The sequence below is a fragment of the Priestia sp. D3YE.R1 genome (assembly GCF_049199565.1).
Lineage (GTDB): Bacteria > Bacillota > Bacilli > Bacillales > Bacillaceae_H > Priestia > Priestia aryabhattai.
On record NZ_JBLTHW010000002.1, the window covers coordinates 824,437 to 844,243 of the forward strand.

Here is a 19,807-nt window from a genome sequence, read left to right on the forward strand (position 1 = left end):
TACACAAGTCGTAACTTGTGTACTTTTTTTACTATTTTGTATGCTGTTCTAATACGCTTTCCATGTTTCTAAATTGATCTTCTACAGCTTCTGAAGGCTTTTTTGTTAACATACTTACTACAATAACAGCCAGCAAGCTTAAGAAAAATCCAGGAATCATTTCATAAAGGGCATCCTTCAATGGAGTATTTACCCAAATTAATACTGTAGCAGCACCTACAATCATCCCTGCAAGTGCTCCCCATCGAGTCATACGCTTCCAGTAAAGACTTAGTAAAATAGCAGGACCAAAAGCTGAACCAAATCCAGCCCAAGCATATCCAACCAGCCCTAAAATCGTATCACTAGGTTTTAAAGAAAGCAAAATACCTATAATTGCAACACCTAAAACCGCAGCTCTTCCAACCGTCACAAGCTCTTTGTCAGAGGCCTTGCGTCGGAAAAATGTTTTATAAAAGTCTTCTGTAACAGAGCTTGCCGTTACAAGCAGCTGAGAAGAAATGGTACTCATAATTGCCGCTAGTAAAGCTGCATATAAAAATCCAGTAATTAACGGATTGAAGAGTATATCCGCAAATTTAATAAAAATAGTTTCAGGATCTGCTAATTTCATACCTGTTTTTTCTACATATGCAATCCCAACAAGTCCTGTCAGCATAGCACCAATAATAGAAATAATCATCCAACTCATTCCAATACGGCGGGCGGGTTTTAACTCCTTAACAGAAGAGATAGCCATAAAGCGAACGATAATATGAGGCTGTCCGAAATAGCCAAGTCCCCAGGCTAAGAAAGATATAATACCTAAAACGGTCGTACCTTTAAAAATGTCAAGGTATGCTGGATTAATGTCCTGTACAATATCTATTGTTGTGTTAACGCCTCCAACATTGGTGAAAGCTACAATAGGTACTAAAACTAAGGCAAGAAACATAATAACACCTTGAACAAAATCTGTTAAACTAACGGCTAAAAATCCACCGAAAAGAGTGTAGGCAATAACAACAGATGCTGTTACAAATAAGCCAATTTGATAATTCACACCAAATGCCGATTCGAACAATCGTCCGCCTGATACCATACCAGCTGAAGTATAAAGAGTGAAGAAAATAAAGATAACAATCGCTGATACTGTTCGAAGAATCTTGGCATGGTCGCCAAAGCGATTTTCAAAAAAGTCTGGAATTGTAATGGAGTCATTCGCTACTTCCGTATAAGTGCGAAGACGCGGAGCGAGGATTAAATAATTTAAATAAGCACCAATAGATAAACCTACTGCAAGCCATAAACTTGAAAGACCTGTCACATACATGGATCCTGGAAGCCCCATTAACATCCATCCACTCATATCTGAAGCGCCAGCTGAAAGCGCAGTAACGGCCGGACCTAGTCCGCGTCCGCCTAGCATGTAACCCGATACGTCTTGAGTTGTTTTTGTGTAGGCATACCATCCTATTCCAAGCATTCCTACAAAGTAAATGCCGAGTGAAATATAAACACCAATATCCACCAAATCTCCCCTTTATGCATTTTTTATGCATGAGACGAGGACTGCTCGCCATGCAAACATCTTATGGTTTCTAAAACTAACAAACTTTCCCCTTACTATCAACCCACAAAACCGTAAAATACATGAGGCGAAAATCCCCTAAACCTTTATATTATAGAAATGAAATCGTTTTCAAAATAAAGTAAAATAAAAATATTCAGAAACTTATAAGTGCATTTTTTATGCAATATTTTATGCAATAGGTAAAATAAAAAGAGCATTTTATAAAATGCTCTTTTGACATTCATGTATATTAGCGTGAATTTGGAAACACGCGGCGAACAACTTCCGAAAACTCGTCAAACAGACCAGAAACAGGCTTGCCGGTTTGAAGCTTTTCTACATATCCATTCATACGGTTTACAAAGTCGGGGTTTGTTGATACAAACACTCGATGAACACTGCCGTCAGCTTTTCTTACTTCGTGTGCGATCTTATGCTCCATATCTTTTGTGAGATTGCCTTCTTTGTTATCGTCTAATACAGCTGCTACGTAAGCTGTATGGTCGGTTACGATTACGTTAGCATCTTTAACGTTTTTTAATGCTACGATACGATCAGCCGCCACATCGGCTACTCTCATTCCACCCGACTGGTTATATTGTTCTTTTTCGTTACGCTGTACATCTTGCGTATCGTTTACGTCATTCATTTTCGTTTTATTGTTTCCATTTTCATATGTGACGTTGCGGACTGTATCATCATCAATGACGCCATCTTTACCTTGATCTGCTGTGCTGCAGCCGAATAAAGAAAGAGTCGTCATGCAGCCTACAACAAACAAAAACGATTTCTTCATGATAGTATCACTCCTTATAAGTTTTAACCTTTCTTATAATTTGTTAAAAACGTGTGAAGCATACATGAAAAATATAAAAAGGCCTATACTATCAAAAAAGGAGGAATATGTATGAGTGGAGTTCAACAAAGCATATTTGTGCTTCATACAAAAGAAGAAAACCATGAAGAAACAACAACGTTTGCACTAACTTCAGAAGAAGCTAAGTTGTTATTTGAGACCCTGCAAAATAAACGAAAAGAAATTATCGACGCCCATATTGATAACATGTTGACGTAAGGAAGATCAATATCTTGCAAAACGGCTGAGCCATATGCTAAGAATGGCCCAATATTTGCATTCTACATATAGGTATAGTATAATGTAAACGCAACCAAATTTAATAAATGTAATGAATACTATGTTTGACCATACACTCGAATTAGATTTAGTGAAAATTCACTTGTTATAAAGGAGATCTACTTCGCGTAGGTCTCTTTTATAATATGTGAATTTTTTATTTACGGCATAAATGTAAATATAGAGTAACATATTAAAATTTTTACATTTTTTGGAGGTTTTTTTACATGGCTACTACAGGTACAGTAAAATGGTTTAACAGTGAAAAAGGCTTCGGTTTTATCGAAGTACCAGGCGAAAATGACGTATTTGTTCATTTTTCAGCTATTCAATCTGAAGGCTTCAAAACATTAGAAGAAGGCCAAAAAGTTGAATTTGAAATCGTTGAAGGCCAACGTGGACCTCAAGCGGAGAATGTTATAAAATTATAATTCAACGCTACATATGAAAGCTGCCGATAGGCAGCTTTTTTTGTGCAAACTTGTTTTATTTATATGATTAAGAAAATAGATTAAAGTAGGGGAGAAGGGAAGCCATGAGTTCATTTCATTGCTGTGCCACGTGTCAACATTTTCAAAGCATTAGATTGGATAAGGGAATGAAGTATCGATGCAAAAGACTAGGCTATGAAACCCGTCCTTCTTATCAGTTTACATGCTGGGAGCCAAAAGAAGTAGTTAAAAAATTAATGGAAAAACGAAATCAAAAATGAGGATGGGACATAACAAAATCAATCCCATCTAAAGACGAACAAAGAACAAATGGAATTGATTCTCTAGTATGAATTGTATGAATTGCTTGTTACACTGCTGTTGATTTCCGTGCAAGACTGCGCGTTCCGCTTTCCCCGCAAGAGTCTTCGCCTATCCCTCAAATCAACAGCTATAAGCACGTACATACATGAAACCTACGTTCACCATCACCACGAAAAAATCCGAACGAGTTGGATTCTCCATCAGGAATCTCAATTCATCGTTCGGATTTTTACTAAACTACTTTTGTTCCAGCCTCTTTTAATTATGCCTCGTGATCTGTACCTTCCTCTGAAGGTAAATGCTTCCCGCAAAACTCTTTGACAGCTGCTTCTTCCTCTTCTTCAAGGTCGAAGTCTAATACTTTATTTGTTGAAACTTCATAGAAATGAGTTTGGGCAATAGAAGTGTTATCTTCGCCTTTAATATATACTACGCGTAGTGCTAGGTCGCTGCCGGTATATAATTCATCCTCTTCTTCTACCTCAATGTATAAATGAAATTCATAGCGTTCACCTAGAAGGAGACCAAATGGATCCTGCAATTGTTCAGCTGTATATTCTTTAATTGTAAACATATGTACGTCCTTTCCATATATCAGTAAAATACTTGCATCATCTATTATAGTTTTTCTTTGCAAAGAAAGAAAGTGCATGCGTAATTCATGCACGGATTTCTTACTTGATCATTCTATTTAGCGAATCTACTTGATGCGATGGCGCAAGGACTTCGATGATTTACTTAAAGGTGGAAGAGACGCGCGTATGTTTTTGCTTATACATGGCAGCATCTGCTTTTTGAATTAATGTATCTAGGTTGGTGTCGTCTGAAGGCGCACATATAATAAACCCGTAACTCGCAGAAAGTGTATATGGCTTCTTAAATTCTTTCTTTTTATCTTCTAGCTGTTCATTAATATTTTGCCACAGCTCGTGTACATATTCTTCCGTTTGTTCAGGAGCAATTAATAAAAACTCATCACCTCCGTAGCGAAAGAGCGTATCATCCTTGCTAATACAACCACTAATTGATGCTGCTATTGTTTTAATAAACCAGTCGCCTTCTCTATGACCGTATTGATCATTTACTAGTTTTAAGGAATTAATATCGATAAAACATAATAGAAAAGATATATCATTGCTTTTAGCTCTCAGCAGTTCCAGCTGCAGTTTTTCCATTCCGCTTCTTCGATTTAAAATTCCGGTTAGCATATCAGTTGAAGCGTGCAAGCTCAATTCATGCTCAACCGCTTTTAAATCGGTTATATCAGTAATACCTGCGAGTATGCAGCTTTCGCTTTGATACTCTAGTAATTCATAATTGATCATAACCCACTGAGAATCTCCATATTCACGTGCTTCTAGGATGTAGTTTTTTACATATTTCTCTTGTTGAAGACGTTTTAAAATCTCCTCTCTATCTTGATTGGTAGGGTAGATTATAAATCCGTCTATTTGATCAAGATCTTGAGAAGCAAGATTGTAAAAATGAATAGCTTTATTGTTAATGAGCAGCACTTTGTGGTCGGATAACCTCGTTAATAGCAAAGGATAGGGATTAATTTTGAACAGCGTAAAAAAATTACGTTCGCTTTCTTTTAGCTGTAAATGATTCATATATTCTTTGTGACGGTATGTATAGAGAATATATGAAATAAGTAAAGCGATAGCAACTGCTGCCGTTGTATTGATCTGCTTTGAAATAAGAGAAAAAGAATCCGGTACATATCGTGATAAGCCGTATAGCAAAAAAAGATGGTTAGGAATAAAAATAATGCACAGATGTTTTAATTTCATAGGACATAAAACAGCTGTGGAAATCAAAAGCATCATATAGACGTCTACACGACCTGTGAAAAGCTGACTGTTAATAGTAGAAAGTGCTGCAGCAAATATGTAATAAAATATATAGCCATATACAATGGTGCTTAAGTAGTTAGCAAACCGTTCTTTTCTTTTACTAACATAATAGAAAAATAAATAAAGAGAGGAGAGAGCAAAACTAGTGAAATGAATACCAATTAGTGTATGTCTAAACTGAGATGTCCCCGCATGTTGAAGTAAAAAAAACCCTATATAAATATAAATAGGATAGGAAACTACAAGAGCAAGTGAAACTAGCTTGACTCTCTGTTGAAGCATCTCTACATTCGTTTTATCGAACATTGTATCTTCATTAACTTCTCTTCCTGAAGGAAAACGACATTTCTTCAGAAAGGAGAAAGGTAAAAGCGAAAGAAGAAATGACATGACCATCATCTCCATATCTTTTTTTAGGTATTTTAGCATGTTTGTATAAGAAAAGACATGAATTTTTTAGATGAGGATGTCTGCTTTTTGATCAAGAAAAAGCATAAAGATTTACATGATTAAAGGTGAGGCCAAATGGCCCCACCTTTTTTATTGAAGTTTATTCGATTCAGCATGCCGTACAAACATGGTTTCATCTTCTACTAATCCGCAAGCTCCGCACTGAATGCGTTTTTGGGGTCCGTTATAAGCAGCGTGAAAGGCATCGAGCGTATCGTTTGTGTATTCTTCTACGACGTCTCCGCTTCTTGGGTCCATTTTTACAGGTTTTGCATTTTGTTCAATGATATTAAAGCGCGTTCGATTTGTTTTGCAGCTGGGGCAAAGATAAGGGCTTCCCATTTTTAACATCTCCTTGAAAAATTTACTGTATTAATACCATGTCCGAATCCACCAAAAACATACAAAAACTTATGGTTTTCTATCGAACGTTCATTCGTTAAAATAGAAGCAGGTGATGAAAATGAGAATACGAAAAAACTTACAAGAAGTAATAGATATCTTGCAAACGAATCCATCGTATCAGGAGAATATTGTTCATTGGCATACAATCGAAGAGAAAGAAGCTAAAACTGCGCCATTTCCAGCTTCTTTGCATACGAAACTGCGGGAAGCGCTTGAGAAACGAGGAATTGGTTCGCTTTATACGCATCAAAAAACAGCGTTTGATTTGGCGACAGCTAAGAAAAATGTTGTGGCCGTGACGCCGACAGCATCGGGGAAAACATTGTGCTACAACTTGCCGGTACTCCAAAGTATTATGGAGAATGATCAGGCTAGAGCTCTTTATTTGTTTCCAACAAAAGCGCTTGCCCAAGATCAAAAAAGTGAATTAAATGAAATCATTGAAGAAATGGAAGTACCAATCAATAGCTACACGTATGATGGAGATACTCCGGCAAATATCCGTCAAAAGGTAAGAAAAGCAGGTCATATTGTTATTACGAATCCAGATATGCTTCATTCAGCTATTTTACCTCATCATACGAAATGGGTATCACTGTTTGAAAACCTGAAGTACATTGTGATTGATGAACTTCATACGTACCGGGGTGTTTTTGGAAGCCACGTAGCCAACGTTATACGCCGGTTAAAGCGAATTTGCCGCTACTATGGAAGCAATCCTATCTTTATTTGTACATCAGCGACCATCGCTAACCCAAAAGAACTCGCTGAACATTTAACGGGAGCTCATGTTATGTTAGTAGATAACAACGGAGCGCCTAGCGGCCGCAAGCATTTTATTTTTTATAATCCGCCTATTGTTAATAAACCGTTAAACATTAGAAGAAGTGCTACGCTTGAAGTGCGAAATATTGCAGGAGAGTTTTTGAAAAATAAAATTCAAACCATTGTATTTGCACGAAGCCGAGTACGAGTGGAAATTATTTTAACGTATCTGCAGGAGCTCGTAAAAAACCAGCTTCAAAATAAGTCTATTCAAGGGTACCGCGGAGGATATTTGCCAAAGCAGCGACGCGAAATAGAAAGAGGACTTCGAGAGGGAAGTATTTACGGAGTAGTCAGTACGAACGCTTTAGAGCTAGGAGTGGATATCGGGCAGCTGCAGGTGTGTGTGATGACAGGTTATCCAGGCACGGTTGCAAGTGCTTGGCAGCAAGCAGGACGAGCAGGAAGACGTCACGGAGAAGCCGTCATTGTGATGGTCGCAAGTTCAAGTCCGCTGGATCAGTATATGATTCAGCATCCGGATTACTTTTTTAGCAGAAATCCAGAAACAGCTCGAATTAATCCTGATAATCTTGTTATTTTAGTCGATCATTTAAAATGTGCGTCCTACGAGTTGCCGTTTAAGCAGGGAGAAACATTTGATGGGGTAGAAATTGAAGACGTGCTGGAGTTTTTGCAAGAAGAGCGAGTGATTCATTTTAGCGGAGACAAATGGTACTGGATGAATGATTCGTTCCCAGCTCATAATATCAGTCTGCGCTCTGCATCCCAAGAAAATGTTGTCATCATTGATCAATCGGACGTTGCAAATGTGAAAGTAATTGGAGAAATGGATCGCTTTAGTGCCATGACGCTTCTTCATGATGAGGCGATTTACTTGCATCAAGGCATTCAGTATCAAGTAGAATACTTGGACTGGGATGAGAAAAAAGCGTATGTTCGTGAAGTCGATGTAGATTATTTTACCGATGCTAACTTGGCGGTTAACTTGAAGGTTCTAGAAGCTGATAAAGAACGATTGGAAGGGACATATTCAATCAGTTATGGTGATGTAATGGTCAGCGCCATGGCGACGATATTTAAAAAAATAAAGTTTGAGACGCATGAAAACATAGGGTCAGGTCCCATTTCACTTCCGGAAGAAGAACTTCATACCAATGCCGTGTGGCTAAGCTTTGAAAAAGAACAGTTTCACGAATCTGAAGAACGATTGGAACAAGCGCTCATTTCCGTGGCAAATGCCGTTCAGTCAATTGCACCGCTTATGGTGATGTGCGATCCTTCTGATTTACATGTAGTGCCTCAGATAAAAGCGGTGCACAACGAACAGCCCACTATCTTCTTATATGACCGATACCCGGGAGGCATTGGCCTAAGCGATAAAGTATACGAACAAATGAATGATGTGCTAAGTCAAACCAATCAATTAATTGTAAATTGTTCTTGCGAAAGCGGCTGTCCGTCCTGTATTGGTATGGAAGCACAGGGAGAACACGCAAAAAGCGATGCGCTCGTACTGCTACAACAACTGCAAAGTAGGTGAACTCGTGTCTTTTAAAAATAAATTAAATCGTATGAAAAAGCATCTTCATGTTACAGAAGCAAAGACGACGGTTGAAAGTAACCCGCAGCAACATAAGAGTGCGTCTATTTCCTATGAGCAGGAATGGAAGGGAAATCATGCTGTGCCTTACTTTGCTGAAGACAGCTACTGTATGATCAGAGAAGTGGTTTACCCGCTCGACTACAAGCATGGACATTATGAATTTAATGAGCTGAAAAAAGTAGTGGAAGTATGGAATCGGTCTACAGTTGCTCATCCGCTTTCATCAAAAGGCCACACATATTCAGATTTATTTTTCTTTGATACGGAAACGACGGGGCTTAGTACAGGTACGGGAACGACTATCTTTTTGCTAGGATATGCAAGGGTGCTAAAAGATTCCGTCGTTTTTCGTCAGCATATATTAACCGAGCCAAGTGGAGAAGTAGCATTTTACGAAAGTTTTTTAAAAGAAGTAGACTACACGACTCTCGTGACTTACAATGGGAAATCTTTCGATTGGCCTCACGTGAAGACTCGCCATACGCTATTGAGAGATCATTTGCCCAAGCTGCCTAAGTTCGGTCACTTTGATTTATTGCATGCGTCAAGAAGGCTGTGGAAACACAAAATGAATTCGGTTAAGCTTGCGAATGTCGAAAAAGAAATACTTGGAATTGAACGAGTTGATGATATTCCAGGGTTTTTAGCTCCTATGATTTATTTTGATTTTATTGAAACGAAAAATCCAAGAGGCTTATTCGACATTATGAAACATAATGAACATGATATTTTATCACTGATTACCTTATACATTCATTTATCAAAACGTCTCCTTACTAGTGAGGAGTTTACAGAAAAAGAAACATATGAAGTAGCAAGGTGGTATGAGCAGTTAGGGGAGAACAAGCACGCTTTCTCTCTTTATCAGGGCGTAGCGGAAAAAGAAAAAGAAGAGCATGAAAAAGCTCAGCTAGCTATGGCTTATCATTATAAAAAAGAAAAGAGTTGGAAAGAGGCAGTGGACATGTTTGAACCCTTGGTTCAAACATGTGAAAGTGACGTCGCTATAGAAGCACTGGTTGAGCTAGCTAAAATTTATGAGCATCGTCTCAAAGATGTTCATCAAGCACTTTTATATACTGAGCTAGCCTGGGAGAAGTGGAATCAACTCAGAGAAATGACTAAAAAAACGTCGAAGGAAGCGCTTGAAAAAAGACTTCTTAGACTAAAAAATAAATCAGCTAAAGGATAGACTTCAGCTGATTTATTTTAAAATATTCAGAATTATTATTCTTTTATTTTTGTGGATGTTTTATATTGTTCTATTTTTCAGTCATTGATAAAATTAGTCAATGTAAGACTGATTCTTACAGCTTAAAAACAGAACTTTGGTGAGATGGAGAGAGGCCTCATGAGAAATGTGATTTTAGTATCATTTTTCGCATTAATTTGTTTAACAGTAATTGTCTTAAGCAGTTTGAAAAATTCGTATAACTCCTTTATGTAGGCCAAAAATAGGTGTTTGTCTTAGTACATGTACACTGCCCTTCACATATTGTAATAGTGTAATAACTAAACAGTGAAAGGGGAAAAAGGATATGTATCCAAGACCAACAAAATGTATGCCACCAATTGTGCATCCAACAAAATGCTGCACACAGTTTACTTCTCAGGAGGTAGTTGTACCTCACATTCATCCAAGTCATAATACATTGGTGAATCATACAAATGTGAAGCACGTGCATTACTTCCCGCAAACACAATCTGTTGTAAATGAAACTTCAAATCAACAGTTTTTTGGCGGTGCGCAACAATATCCAACTCAAGTAGGGGGAGCAGGCTATCCAGGTCAAATGGGAGGCTACCCAGGTCAAGTAGCAGGTGCTGGTTACCCAGGTCAAGGAGGTTACCCAGGTCAAGTAGCAGGTGCTAGTTATCCAGGCCAAGGAGGCTACCCAGGTCAAGGAGGTGGAGCTGGTTTTCCAGGTCAAGGAGGCTACCCAGGTCAAGTAGCAGGCGCTAGTTATCCTGGACACAAAGGTTGCGGCCAAGGAAGCTGTCATACAAAAGGCGCGCATCAAGGACCTAATTCAGGGTATTTTAGATAATGTACGTTAATAGGAGCTGATTACATCAGTTCCTATTCTATTTTGTTACAAAGGAGTTATATAATGAAGGTGCTAACGGTTACTGGTTATAAGCCATTCGAACTTGGAATTTTTAATGAAAAACATCAAGGCATTACATACATAAAAAAAGCGCTCTATAAAAAATTACAGGAATTAGTAGAAGATGGATTAGAATGGGTATTGATTAGTGGCCAGCTAGGAGTAGAAATTTGGGCAGCAGAAGTGGTATTTGATCTGCAGCTCGATTATCCCGAGCTTCAGTTAGCTGTTTTAACACCATTTTTGGAGCAGGAAGAAAAATGGAATGACGTCAATAAAGAATTGTATGAATTTGTCTTAAGTCAAGCAGATTATGTAGATAGCATCACAAAAAAGAAATATGAAAGTCCAGCACAGTTTCGGCTGAAAAATCAATTTTTAGTAGAAAAAAGTGAAGGTATTTGTTTAGTTTACGACGAAGAGCACGAAGGAAGTCCTAAATATATGTTAGAAACGGCTAAAAAACGTGCTGAACGAGAAGAATACCCTATTATAATGGTGACGTCTCACGACTTACAAGATATCGTGGATGAAGAAAAATTTTCGTCTTTTTAACGCCACTTGACGAAACATTTTAAAAGATAAATTGACATTTGAAGCTATTTTTGAAAAAATGAATTATAATAAAGATAAGGTTTATCGTATTCGAGGTGATAGAGATGTTAGCTGATAAAATTCGCTTAACGGCCAAGGAAATTTTAGAAAAAGAATTTAAAACAGGCATGAGAGGCTATAATCAAGAGGAAGTAGACAAGTATCTAGATTCTGTTATTAAAGATTATGAAGCATTTCATGAAGAAATTGAAGCATTACAAACTGAAAATTTACGCTTAAAAAAGCAAGTAGAAGAGTTATCTAAAAAGCCGCAACAACCTTCGTTTACCCCGCCGCCGGCTCAACAGCAGCAGCAAGCGGGTACGACAAACTTTGATATTTTAAAACGTTTGTCGAACTTAGAAAAACACGTGTTTGGAAGTAAATTATACGAATAACCTAAAAATAGGAGTTGCATTCAACTCCTATTTTTATTATACTAAGGAAAGTCGTTATCAATAACGTTCGGGTAATTGCTGCATCACATATGAGGATGTAGAGGAAAGTCCATGCTCGCACAGACTGCGATGTCTGTAGTGTTCGTGCCTAGCGAAGTCATAAGCTAGGGTAGCTGTTAAAAGCTAACGGCGGGGAAAGAGCCTAAGTCTTTTTAAGATATGGCTTGACTACTCTGAAAGTGCCACAGTGACGAAGTCTTATCAGAAATGGTAAGAGTGGAACGAGGTAAACCCCTCGAGCGAGAAACCCAAATAATGGTAGGGGAACTTTCTGGAAGGAACTGAACGGAAGGAAGGACAAAATGGTTACATTTTGTAGATAGATAATTGCCACCGGAGTACGAGGTAGCTAGCCGCTTGCAGTACAATGGTACAAAACATGGCTTACAGAACGTTATTGAAAAGCAATCGACACTAGTTGTTATACACTATATTTTAATCCAACCCAGCTCTTCCTGTAATGGAAGAGCTTTTTTTATGTCAAAAAAAGGCTGAGACAAAAGTATTTGAGTTGAAGTAACAACCGGACTGTTGATCAAAAATATTGATTAACAGTTCGGTTTTTTGTTGTCATGATGAACGCAGGTTTTATCTATTTCGTTGTTTCTAGTAGTTGATTGGAGGGCAAGACGAAGACTCCTGCGGGAAAAGCGGAATGGGTGAGACCCCGCAGGAGCGTAGCGACGAGGAGGCACAGCGGCCGCCCGCGGAAAGCGAAGCCTTGCACGGAAATCAGCAGCGATGTAACGAGTAATCCCTACTAGCTCATTTATCTCATTTGTTGGTCTTTAGATGAAATCCATTTAGTTATTATGTCTCAATCTCTTTTTTATACAATCAGGCTGAGCGTGTTATCGGCCTCAGGTCCTAGAAGGAAATAAAGCTCTAGCTCGTTTTGAAAAAACGTTATCATCCTTAAACTAAGTATATAGAGAAGCGAAAGGAGGAAACAAAATGAAAAAAGTTGGTTTGTTTTTGATTGGAGCGGTAGCTGCTATCGTTCTTCTTGCAAATGCTGGTCCCATGGTAGGACTTGCGCTTGGGTTGGTTATTTTGTACGTAGCATTTAAAGGTTTTGTTAAAGCAGAGACCCCCTTTAAAAAATGGCTCTGGGGGTTTATTGGTGTCGTCGTACTCTTAACAACTGTTTCAAACCTTCCGGCCCTTGCTGGTATCATCGCAGCAGTCGTACTTTACACTGTATATAAAAAGTGGAACAGCAGCAGTCCTATAAAAACGGAAAAAGAAGATCCGTTTAAGCATTTTGAACGTCAGTGGGCTGACTTAAATCAAAAATAATAAAAGTTTACTTTATTATCTAAGGAGATGAACAAAATGAGAAACTTATTTACTCGAATGAAAGAAACGATTTCTGCAGACCTTCATCAATTACTTGATCACAAAGAACAAAAAAATCCAATTGCTGCGTTAAATCACTACTTGCGTCAATGCGAGCAGGAAACCGAAAAGGTAAGGCAGCTCGTTGAGCGACAGCACACGTTAAAAGAGCAGTTTAATCGTGAATATCACCTGGCACTCGACATGATGAAAAAACGTCATGAGCAAGTACAAGTGGCACAAGCAGCTGAAGAAGCGGAACTACATGAATTTATTTTAAAAGAGCATGCTCACTACGAAGAGAGAGCAAAGCGTGTAAAAGCATCTTATGAAGATGCATCCAAGCAGTTAGAAGAGCTTGAACAAAAGTATGAAGAAATGAAGCATAAGGTAAAAGATATGCATATTCGCCGTATGGAACTCATGGGGCGTGAAAATATTGCCCGTGCGCACCATCGTATGAATTCAGTAATGAAAACGGAAGCGTCTTATGCGTCTTACAGCCAGTTTGACGAGATGGAAACTTATATTGATCAGCTTGAAAATCAAATTAATACAAATTACTATAGACAAACGGTAGACAGCAAAATCGCGGAATTAGAAAAAAGAGTAAAATCATCGTAAAAAATCAGTGTTTCTGCATAAAACATGGTATTCTAAAAAAGGCGTAGGTTTCTGCGTCTTTTTAAGGTGAGAGAATAGATATCTGCAGCATCCAAAGAACGAACGCTTCATCTACGAAGAGAAAGGAGAGAGAGCTGTGCAAAGCGTAAACAAAACAGAGTCTCTTATGTTCATTTTTATTTGCAGTTTATTTGTCCTGTTTATTGAAATTATGTTTTTTCACAGCGGCTTGATCTTTTCTATATTAATTGCCGGTGCGTTCATGTATATTGGGCGAAAAAAAATGAGAAGAAAACTAGGGCGTATTTTATTTTGGATTGGCGTTATTGGGCTTGTGTTGAACATATTTAATACGGTTGCATTTAAGTTTTTAGTTATTGCTCTTTTCCTGTATTTTTTACTTAGATATATTCAATCAAGAAAGCATCCGGTTGAATTTAGACCAACTGACGAATTTACACAGCAGCCAAACCAAAGTTTGGTACAGGTCCGGCCGGTTTTGACGAATAAACTTCTTGGTAGTCAAAGAACCGAAGACTCCGTATACGAATGGGATGATATTAATATTCAAAGCGTATGGGGGGACATTGTGGTTGATTTAAGCAATACCGTTCTGCCAAAAGGCGATGCGGTTATTTTTATTCGTCAAGTGTTTGGAAATATTAAAGTGCTCATTCCTTACGAAACGGAAGTATCTGTGAATCATTCTAAACTAGCAGGAAACATAACGGTTTTTGGCCATCAGCGCGGCTTTTCGTTCAACGAAAATTTGTCTATCAAAACAAAGGAATTTGATCAGTCTGCTCATAGGGTGAAGATTGTTACAACTGTTGTGATTGGAGATTTAGAGGTGCAAAGGATATGAGTATTCTTCAACGGCAGTTATTATGGGGGATCTTCTTAAGTTTTTTTGTATTTGTATCCGTGCTCCTTACCGTGTTTTTTGCATATCCTGTTTTTCAACTTAGCGACTTATGGAAAACAAGCGTATTTGGCATGCCTTTTGTGCTGTTTTCCTTCAGTTTAAGCCTTACGATTGGAAGCGTAATTGGAGGAATCATGGGGTTTATGTGGAGACAGCAGTGGACATATGTTGAAAACCGATTATATGAAATAGAAAATGGCCACCGGCATATGTCGGCAAATGAACCACTTATTCAAGAAACGTCTCGGATTATAAGCCGTTTAAACAAAGTAGATCATAAAATGATTCTTCAAGCACAGAAATCTCAAAAGATGGCAACGGAAAAAGTGGAAAATCAGCAAAAGCAAGTGCAAGAAATTGTTTCTCAGGAACGAAATCGGCTTGCTAGAGAACTGCATGACTCCGTTAGTCAGCAGCTATTTGCCGCTTCAATGCTTATGTCTGCTATCACGGAATCCAACCTTACGCTACAAGATTCTGAAGCTAAGCAATTAAAGATGGTTGAAAAAATGATTAATCAATCACAGCTTGAAATGAGAGCTTTGCTTCTTCATCTTCGTCCTGCAGCATTAAAAGGAAAATCGCTACAGGCTGGAATGAAAGAACTGATGAATGAGCTTGCTCAAAAAGTACCGCTTGAATTAAATTGGAAAATAGAAGGATTTGAACTTGATAAAGGCATTGAAGACCACTTGTTTAGAATTTTGCAAGAATCCGTATCAAATACACTGCGTCATGCAAATGCAACAGCTTTAGATGTGCTGCTGATTAAACGTGACTTTTCCGTTATTTTACGTATTGTTGATAACGGAGTTGGGTTTGATGTAGAAAAGGAAAAAGTCGGATCGTACGGTCTGCAAAATATGTATGAACGCGCAGTTGAAATTGGAGGCATATTAAAAATTATTAGTTTGCCCGATAAAGGAACAAAGCTAGAAGTAAAAGTACCGTTAGTAGAAAGAGAGGAGAAGCAAAATGATTAATGTACTGTTAGTAGATGATCATGAAATGGTTCGTATTGGCGTAGGAGCGTATTTGTCGGCTCAAACAGACATTCATGTGATAGCTGAGGCATCCAATGGCCAACAGGCCGTCGAATTAGGGCTTCAGCTGCGACCGGATATTATTTTAATGGATTTAGTCATGGAAGAAATGGACGGGATTGAAGCAACAAAACAGCTTATTAAGCAGTGGCCGGAAGCGAAAGTAATTATTGTCACTAGCTTTCTAGATGACGAAAAAGTATATCCCGCTCTAGAGGCAGGGGCAACAAGCTACTTATTAAAAACGTCTAAAGCAGGAGAGATTGCAGCTGCTATTCGCCGTACATATGAGGGGGAATCTGTATTAGAGCCCGAAGTAACCGGTAAAATGATGTCTAAAATGAGAAAGCCGTCTTTACCTCATGAAGAACTGACAGCTCGTGAAATGGAAATTTTACTTTTAATGACACAGGGCAAAACAAATCAAGAGATTGCAGACGAATTATTTATTGCACTAAAGACGGTAAAAACACATGTAAGCAATTTATTAAGTAAGCTGGATGTACAGGACCGGACTCAAGCCGTCATCTATGCCTTTAAACACAAATTAGCACAGTGAGAATCGTTATTCAAAAGAGAATAACGATTTTTTTTGTGAAAAACCTATTTTTTTGCATGTATTCATTATAAAATAGCGATATGCGTAAAGGCGAGCGCTTACGTAAAAGCACTATTTTGAGGGGTTGAGCACATGGAAAAGAAATGGTGGAAAGAAGCTGTTGCGTATCAAATCTACCCGCGAAGCTTCATGGATTCAAACGGGGACGGAATTGGTGACATTCAAGGGGTTATTTCAAAATTAGACTATTTATCTGATCTTGGAATTGATGTCATTTGGATTTGCCCGATTTATCAGTCTCCTAACGACGATAATGGCTACGATATCAGTGATTATAAAGATATTATGAAAGATTTTGGAACAATGGAAGACTTTGATGAGCTGCTAGATGAAGTTCACCATCGCGGAATGAAGCTGATTATGGATTTAGTTATTAATCATACTTCAGATGAACACCCTTGGTTTTTAGAATCTAGATCTTCTAAAGAGAATCCATATCGTGATTATTATATCTGGCACGAAGGTAAAGATGGAAAAGAGCCGAACAACTGGGAATCTATTTTTAGCGGATCAGCTTGGGAGTTCGACGAAAAGACAAAAGAATATTACATGCACGTATTTTCTAAAAAACAGCCCGATTTAAACTGGGAAAACGAAAAAGTGCGTCATGAGCTTTATGAAATGGTTAACTGGTGGTTAGATAAAGGAATTGACGGCTTTCGTGTAGATGCTATTTCGCATATTAAGAAAGTGGCCGGCTTCCCAGATCTGCCGAACCCTGAAAAGCTAGATTATGTGCCATCATTTGAAGGGCATATGAATCGGCCTGGAATTCAAGAACATTTAAAAGAGCTAAAAGAAAATACGTTTGCCAAATACGATATTATGACAGTTGGAGAGGCAAATGGTGTAACATCGGACAGCGCAGATGAGTGGGTAGCTGAAGATGGCGGAAACTTCAATATGATTTTTCAGTTCGAGCATATGGGGCTGTGGGATAAAGGAGAAGAAAAACCGCTTGATTTAATCGAGTTAAAAACAATTTTAACTAATTGGCAAAATGGTTTAGAAAAAATCAAGGGCTGGAACGCTTTATATTTAGAAAATCATGACCAAATTCGTTCTGTAAATAAATTCGGCAGCGTAGCTTACCGAGTGGAAAGTGCAAAGTGCTTAGCTGCACTATACTTTTTAATGAAAGGAACACCGTTTATTTATCAAGGACAAGAACTTGGAATGACCAATGTTAAGTTTGATTCTATTGATGATTATGATGATGTTGGCATGATTAACTACTACCGTATTCAGCGTGAAAAAGGCGATTCACATGACGAGATTATGAAAGTTATTTGGGAAACGGGCCGCGATAATTCAAGAACGCCAATGCAGTGGAATACAGAAAGAAATGCAGGATTTTCTACGGGGAACCCTTGGATGAAGGTAAATCCAAATTACGTAGATATTAACGTAGAAGAGCAGAAAAATGATAAGAATTCGGTACTGAATTTTTACAAACAGCTCATTAAAATTAGAAAACAGCATGATGTGCTGGTGTATGGAACTTATAAACTATTGGCAGAAGAAGATTCCGCTATTTATGCGTATACGCGAACATTAGAAGGTAAAACCGCTGTTGTTATTTGTAATATGTCACCAAATAATCAAACGTTCGAGCTTCCTTTGGAGAGCTCATTTGTAAATAGAGAAGTGTTGATTCATAATTATCCATTGGATACAAACGAAACGCTTGAACAATGTACGCTACACCCATATGAAACACGTGTATACTTACTTTCATAAACAAGTTGAGCAACCGTTTGCGCAATTGTGAAGTGGAAAGCTTTTAAAAACAAATTTAGATGAGACATAGGTAAAGAAACTGCTGGCTCTACGAAGAGCGAGCAGTTTCTGCATTTTGATAAAAAGACGGAGAAAGCTTTGACTACGGCGCATGTATATGGTACTTTTACACTTAGTGTAGATAATTAGAAACAAAATGAGGTTGAAAAATGGCGAAATATAAAATTATTGCAACAGCAGCAATGGGAATTGAAGCACTAGTCGCTAAAGAAGTGCGTGCTTTAGGATATGAATGTGAAGTAGATAATGGCAAGGTTATCTTTGAAGGAGACGAGCTTGCAATTGCTCGATGCAATTTATGGCTTCGTACAGCAGATCGAATTAAAGTGCAGGTCGGACAGTTCAAAGCTCGTACGTTTGATGAGCTTTTTGAACAAACAAAAGCATTAAATTGGGGAGATTATTTGCCCGTAGATGCACAGTTTCCTGTATCGGGAAAATCAGTTAAATCTAAATTGTTCAGCGTATCAGATTGTCAAAGCATTGTGAAAAAAGCAATTGTTGACAGCATGAAAAAACATTATAACAAAACAACAGGCTGGCTCGAAGAAACGGGGTCAACGTTTAAAATTGAAGTAGCGCTATTAAAAGATGTTGCTACATTAACAATTGACGCCAGCGGTGCAGGACTTCATAAGCGCGGTTACCGCGTCGGGCAAGGGGAAGCACCTTTAAAAGAAACGCTGGCAGCGGCTTTAATTATGCTAACGCCGTGGAATGCAAATCGTCCGTTTGTAGATGTTTTTTGCGGTTCTGGTACAATTGCTATCGAAGCAGCGCTTATCGGTCAAAATATTGCACCAGGATTTAACCGTGACTTCTTATCAGAAGAATGGCCATGGATGTCAGCAAGTATTTGGGACAGAGCGCGCGAAGAAGCAGAAGACTTAGCGAACTACGACCAAGTGCTGGATATTGCTGGTCATGATATTGACCATCGTATGGTAAAAGTAGCGGAGCAAAATGCATTTGAAGCTGGACTTGGAGATTTAATTCAATTTAAGCAAATGCAAGTGCGCGATTTTACGACGCCGAAAGAATATGGAATCATTATTGGTAACCCTCCGTACGGCGAACGTTTAAGCGATCGTCCTTCTGTTGAAAAAATGTACGCTGAAATGGGCGAAGCGTTTTCTAAGCTTGATACGTGGTCTATTTATATGCTTACATCTCATGAGCAGTTTGAACAGTTCTACGGTAAAAAAGCAACGAAAAAACGCAAATTATTTAACGGATTTATTAAAACAGACTACTACCAGTACTGGGGACCTCGTCCTCCACGCAACGATCAATAACGTAAAGAAGCCAAGCGGTGTAAAAACCGCTTGGCTTCTTTACGTTATTTCTTTTTTAAACCGCGATAAGCTAGCATTCCAAACAAGCCTATACCAAGTACGACAATTAATAAAATAAACCAAAATGTAGCATTAAGCAGGTATTTATATAGTCCGTCATAATAATCATGCATATACTCACCCCATTATGTTTTTTATAGTATGAGCGAGTAGCAGTGTAATATATGTATTCATTTCTTTTCAATAGCAGGCTTAAAATGAGAAATGACAAGCTTATTTCTAACATATTTACGAAGGGAAAATTTCATACTAAAACCTAAGAGGTGATGAAATGAGAAAAAATCGATCGGCACGGGTTTTTGGGAGGATGATGCTTCTTTCATGGTTAACCATCCCTTTTATAGGACAACAGCATATTAAGCGCTATTTATCATCTACTATGTTTATTTCCTGTTGAA

General features: G+C 38.2%; 22 protein-coding genes and 1 other RNA gene. 17 read left to right on the forward strand and 6 right to left on the reverse strand.

Going from position 1 to position 19,807, the window contains the following annotated elements; genetic code table 11:
* Positions 1-31: 31 nt before the first annotated feature.
* Positions 32-1,510, reverse strand: coding sequence for a sodium/proline symporter PutP (gene putP / locus ACOZIR_RS16390; RefSeq protein ID WP_045293853.1), 1,479 nt, complete (start codon positions 1,508-1,510; stop codon positions 32-34).
* Between the two features lie 292 nt (positions 1,511-1,802).
* Complete coding sequence (locus tag ACOZIR_RS16395) at positions 1,803-2,348, reverse strand: YhcN/YlaJ family sporulation lipoprotein (RefSeq protein WP_415383459.1); 546 nt, start codon at positions 2,346-2,348, stop codon at positions 1,803-1,805.
* Between the two features lie 111 nt (positions 2,349-2,459).
* On the opposite strand from ACOZIR_RS16395, the gene ACOZIR_RS16400 reads away from it, so the two are divergent.
* From ACOZIR_RS16400 to ACOZIR_RS16410, 3 genes are all read left to right on the forward strand, one after another.
* Positions 2,460-2,627 (forward strand): hypothetical protein, encoded by a 168-nt coding sequence (locus ACOZIR_RS16400; RefSeq protein ID WP_169746688.1) that lies wholly within the window; start codon positions 2,460-2,462, stop codon positions 2,625-2,627.
* A 287-nt stretch (positions 2,628-2,914) separates the two neighbouring features.
* Positions 2,915-3,118 carry a cold-shock protein gene (locus tag ACOZIR_RS16405; protein WP_045293854.1) on the forward strand — a complete coding sequence of 68 codons (204 nt, stop codon included), beginning with the start codon at positions 2,915-2,917 and terminating at the stop codon, positions 3,116-3,118.
* Between the two features lie 104 nt (positions 3,119-3,222).
* Positions 3,223-3,399: a hypothetical protein gene (locus ACOZIR_RS16410; protein WP_169746689.1), complete on the forward strand. Its 177-nt coding sequence runs from the start codon at positions 3,223-3,225 to the stop codon at positions 3,397-3,399.
* Positions 3,400-3,704: 305 nt separating this feature from the next.
* Here the strand turns inward: ACOZIR_RS16410 and ACOZIR_RS16415 are convergent, their stop codons facing one another.
* From ACOZIR_RS16415 to ACOZIR_RS16425, 3 genes are all read right to left on the reverse strand, one after another.
* Positions 3,705-4,016 (reverse strand): DUF6509 family protein, encoded by a 312-nt coding sequence (locus tag ACOZIR_RS16415; protein ID WP_045293855.1) that lies wholly within the window; start codon positions 4,014-4,016, stop codon positions 3,705-3,707.
* A 160-nt stretch (positions 4,017-4,176) separates the two neighbouring features.
* Complete coding sequence (locus tag ACOZIR_RS16420; protein WP_328119987.1) at positions 4,177-5,688, reverse strand: sensor domain-containing diguanylate cyclase; 1,512 nt, start codon at positions 5,686-5,688, stop codon at positions 4,177-4,179.
* A gap of 150 nt (positions 5,689-5,838) precedes the next feature.
* Positions 5,839-6,090 carry a hypothetical protein gene (locus tag ACOZIR_RS16425; protein ID WP_013056134.1) on the reverse strand — a complete coding sequence of 84 codons (252 nt, stop codon included), beginning with the start codon at positions 6,088-6,090 and terminating at the stop codon, positions 5,839-5,841.
* A 121-nt stretch (positions 6,091-6,211) separates the two neighbouring features.
* On the opposite strand from ACOZIR_RS16425, the gene ACOZIR_RS16430 reads away from it, so the two are divergent.
* The 14 genes from ACOZIR_RS16430 to ACOZIR_RS16495 all read left to right on the forward strand — a co-directional run bounded on the left by ACOZIR_RS16430 (position 6,212) and on the right by ACOZIR_RS16495 (position 19,349).
* Complete coding sequence (locus tag ACOZIR_RS16430) at positions 6,212-8,482, forward strand: DEAD/DEAH box helicase (protein WP_045293857.1); 2,271 nt, start codon at positions 6,212-6,214, stop codon at positions 8,480-8,482.
* Between the two features lie 4 nt (positions 8,483-8,486).
* On the forward strand, positions 8,487-9,737 hold the full coding sequence (locus tag ACOZIR_RS16435; RefSeq protein ID WP_045293858.1) for a ribonuclease H-like domain-containing protein: 1,251 nt from the start codon (positions 8,487-8,489) through the stop codon (positions 9,735-9,737).
* 346 nt (positions 9,738-10,083) lie between these two features.
* Positions 10,084-10,593, forward strand: coding sequence for a spore coat protein (locus ACOZIR_RS16440; protein WP_285846024.1), 510 nt, complete (start codon positions 10,084-10,086; stop codon positions 10,591-10,593).
* A gap of 63 nt (positions 10,594-10,656) precedes the next feature.
* Entirely contained in the window at positions 10,657-11,208 is a 552-nt protein-coding gene (locus ACOZIR_RS16445) for a DUF1273 domain-containing protein (RefSeq protein ID WP_028414057.1), read from the forward strand.
* 104 nt (positions 11,209-11,312) lie between these two features.
* Positions 11,313-11,645: a cell division regulator GpsB gene (gene gpsB / locus ACOZIR_RS16450; RefSeq protein ID WP_013056140.1), complete on the forward strand. Its 333-nt coding sequence runs from the start codon at positions 11,313-11,315 to the stop codon at positions 11,643-11,645.
* Between the two features lie 63 nt (positions 11,646-11,708).
* An RNA gene (rnpB, locus tag ACOZIR_RS16455) (RNase P RNA component class B) lies at positions 11,709-12,097 on the forward strand.
* A gap of 221 nt (positions 12,098-12,318) precedes the next feature.
* Positions 12,319-12,459 carry a hypothetical protein gene (locus ACOZIR_RS16460; protein WP_421535740.1) on the forward strand — a complete coding sequence of 47 codons (141 nt, stop codon included), beginning with the start codon at positions 12,319-12,321 and terminating at the stop codon, positions 12,457-12,459.
* A gap of 200 nt (positions 12,460-12,659) precedes the next feature.
* A complete protein-coding gene (locus ACOZIR_RS16465) occupies positions 12,660-13,004 on the forward strand; it encodes a flagellar basal body rod protein (protein WP_045293859.1) in 345 nt (114 codons plus the stop codon).
* A 36-nt stretch (positions 13,005-13,040) separates the two neighbouring features.
* Positions 13,041-13,667: a PspA/IM30 family protein gene (locus tag ACOZIR_RS16470; protein WP_045293860.1), complete on the forward strand. Its 627-nt coding sequence runs from the start codon at positions 13,041-13,043 to the stop codon at positions 13,665-13,667.
* 136 nt (positions 13,668-13,803) lie between these two features.
* The gene (gene liaF, locus ACOZIR_RS16475; RefSeq protein ID WP_328119988.1) at positions 13,804-14,532 is read left to right on the forward strand and encodes a cell wall-active antibiotics response protein LiaF; all 729 of its coding nucleotides are present in this window, start codon (positions 13,804-13,806) and stop codon (positions 14,530-14,532) included.
* Positions 14,529-15,575: a sensor histidine kinase gene (locus ACOZIR_RS16480; RefSeq protein ID WP_045293862.1), complete on the forward strand. Its 1,047-nt coding sequence runs from the start codon at positions 14,529-14,531 to the stop codon at positions 15,573-15,575. The genes liaF and ACOZIR_RS16480 overlap by 4 nt, the downstream gene beginning before the upstream one ends.
* Positions 15,568-16,194, forward strand: coding sequence for a response regulator (locus tag ACOZIR_RS16485; RefSeq protein WP_045293864.1), 627 nt, complete (start codon positions 15,568-15,570; stop codon positions 16,192-16,194). Before ACOZIR_RS16480 ends, ACOZIR_RS16485 begins: the two co-directional genes overlap by 8 nt.
* A 132-nt stretch (positions 16,195-16,326) precedes the next feature.
* Entirely contained in the window at positions 16,327-17,994 is a 1,668-nt protein-coding gene (locus ACOZIR_RS16490; protein ID WP_045293865.1) for a glycoside hydrolase family 13 protein, read from the forward strand.
* 209 nt (positions 17,995-18,203) lie between these two features.
* The gene (locus tag ACOZIR_RS16495; protein ID WP_045293866.1) at positions 18,204-19,349 is read left to right on the forward strand and encodes a THUMP domain-containing class I SAM-dependent RNA methyltransferase; all 1,146 of its coding nucleotides are present in this window, start codon (positions 18,204-18,206) and stop codon (positions 19,347-19,349) included.
* Between the two features lie 44 nt (positions 19,350-19,393).
* On the opposite strand, the gene ACOZIR_RS16500 is transcribed toward ACOZIR_RS16495, so the two are convergent.
* Positions 19,394-19,522 carry a hypothetical protein gene (locus ACOZIR_RS16500; protein WP_256972405.1) on the reverse strand — a complete coding sequence of 43 codons (129 nt, stop codon included), beginning with the start codon at positions 19,520-19,522 and terminating at the stop codon, positions 19,394-19,396.
* Between the last annotated feature and the right edge of the window lie 285 nt (positions 19,523-19,807).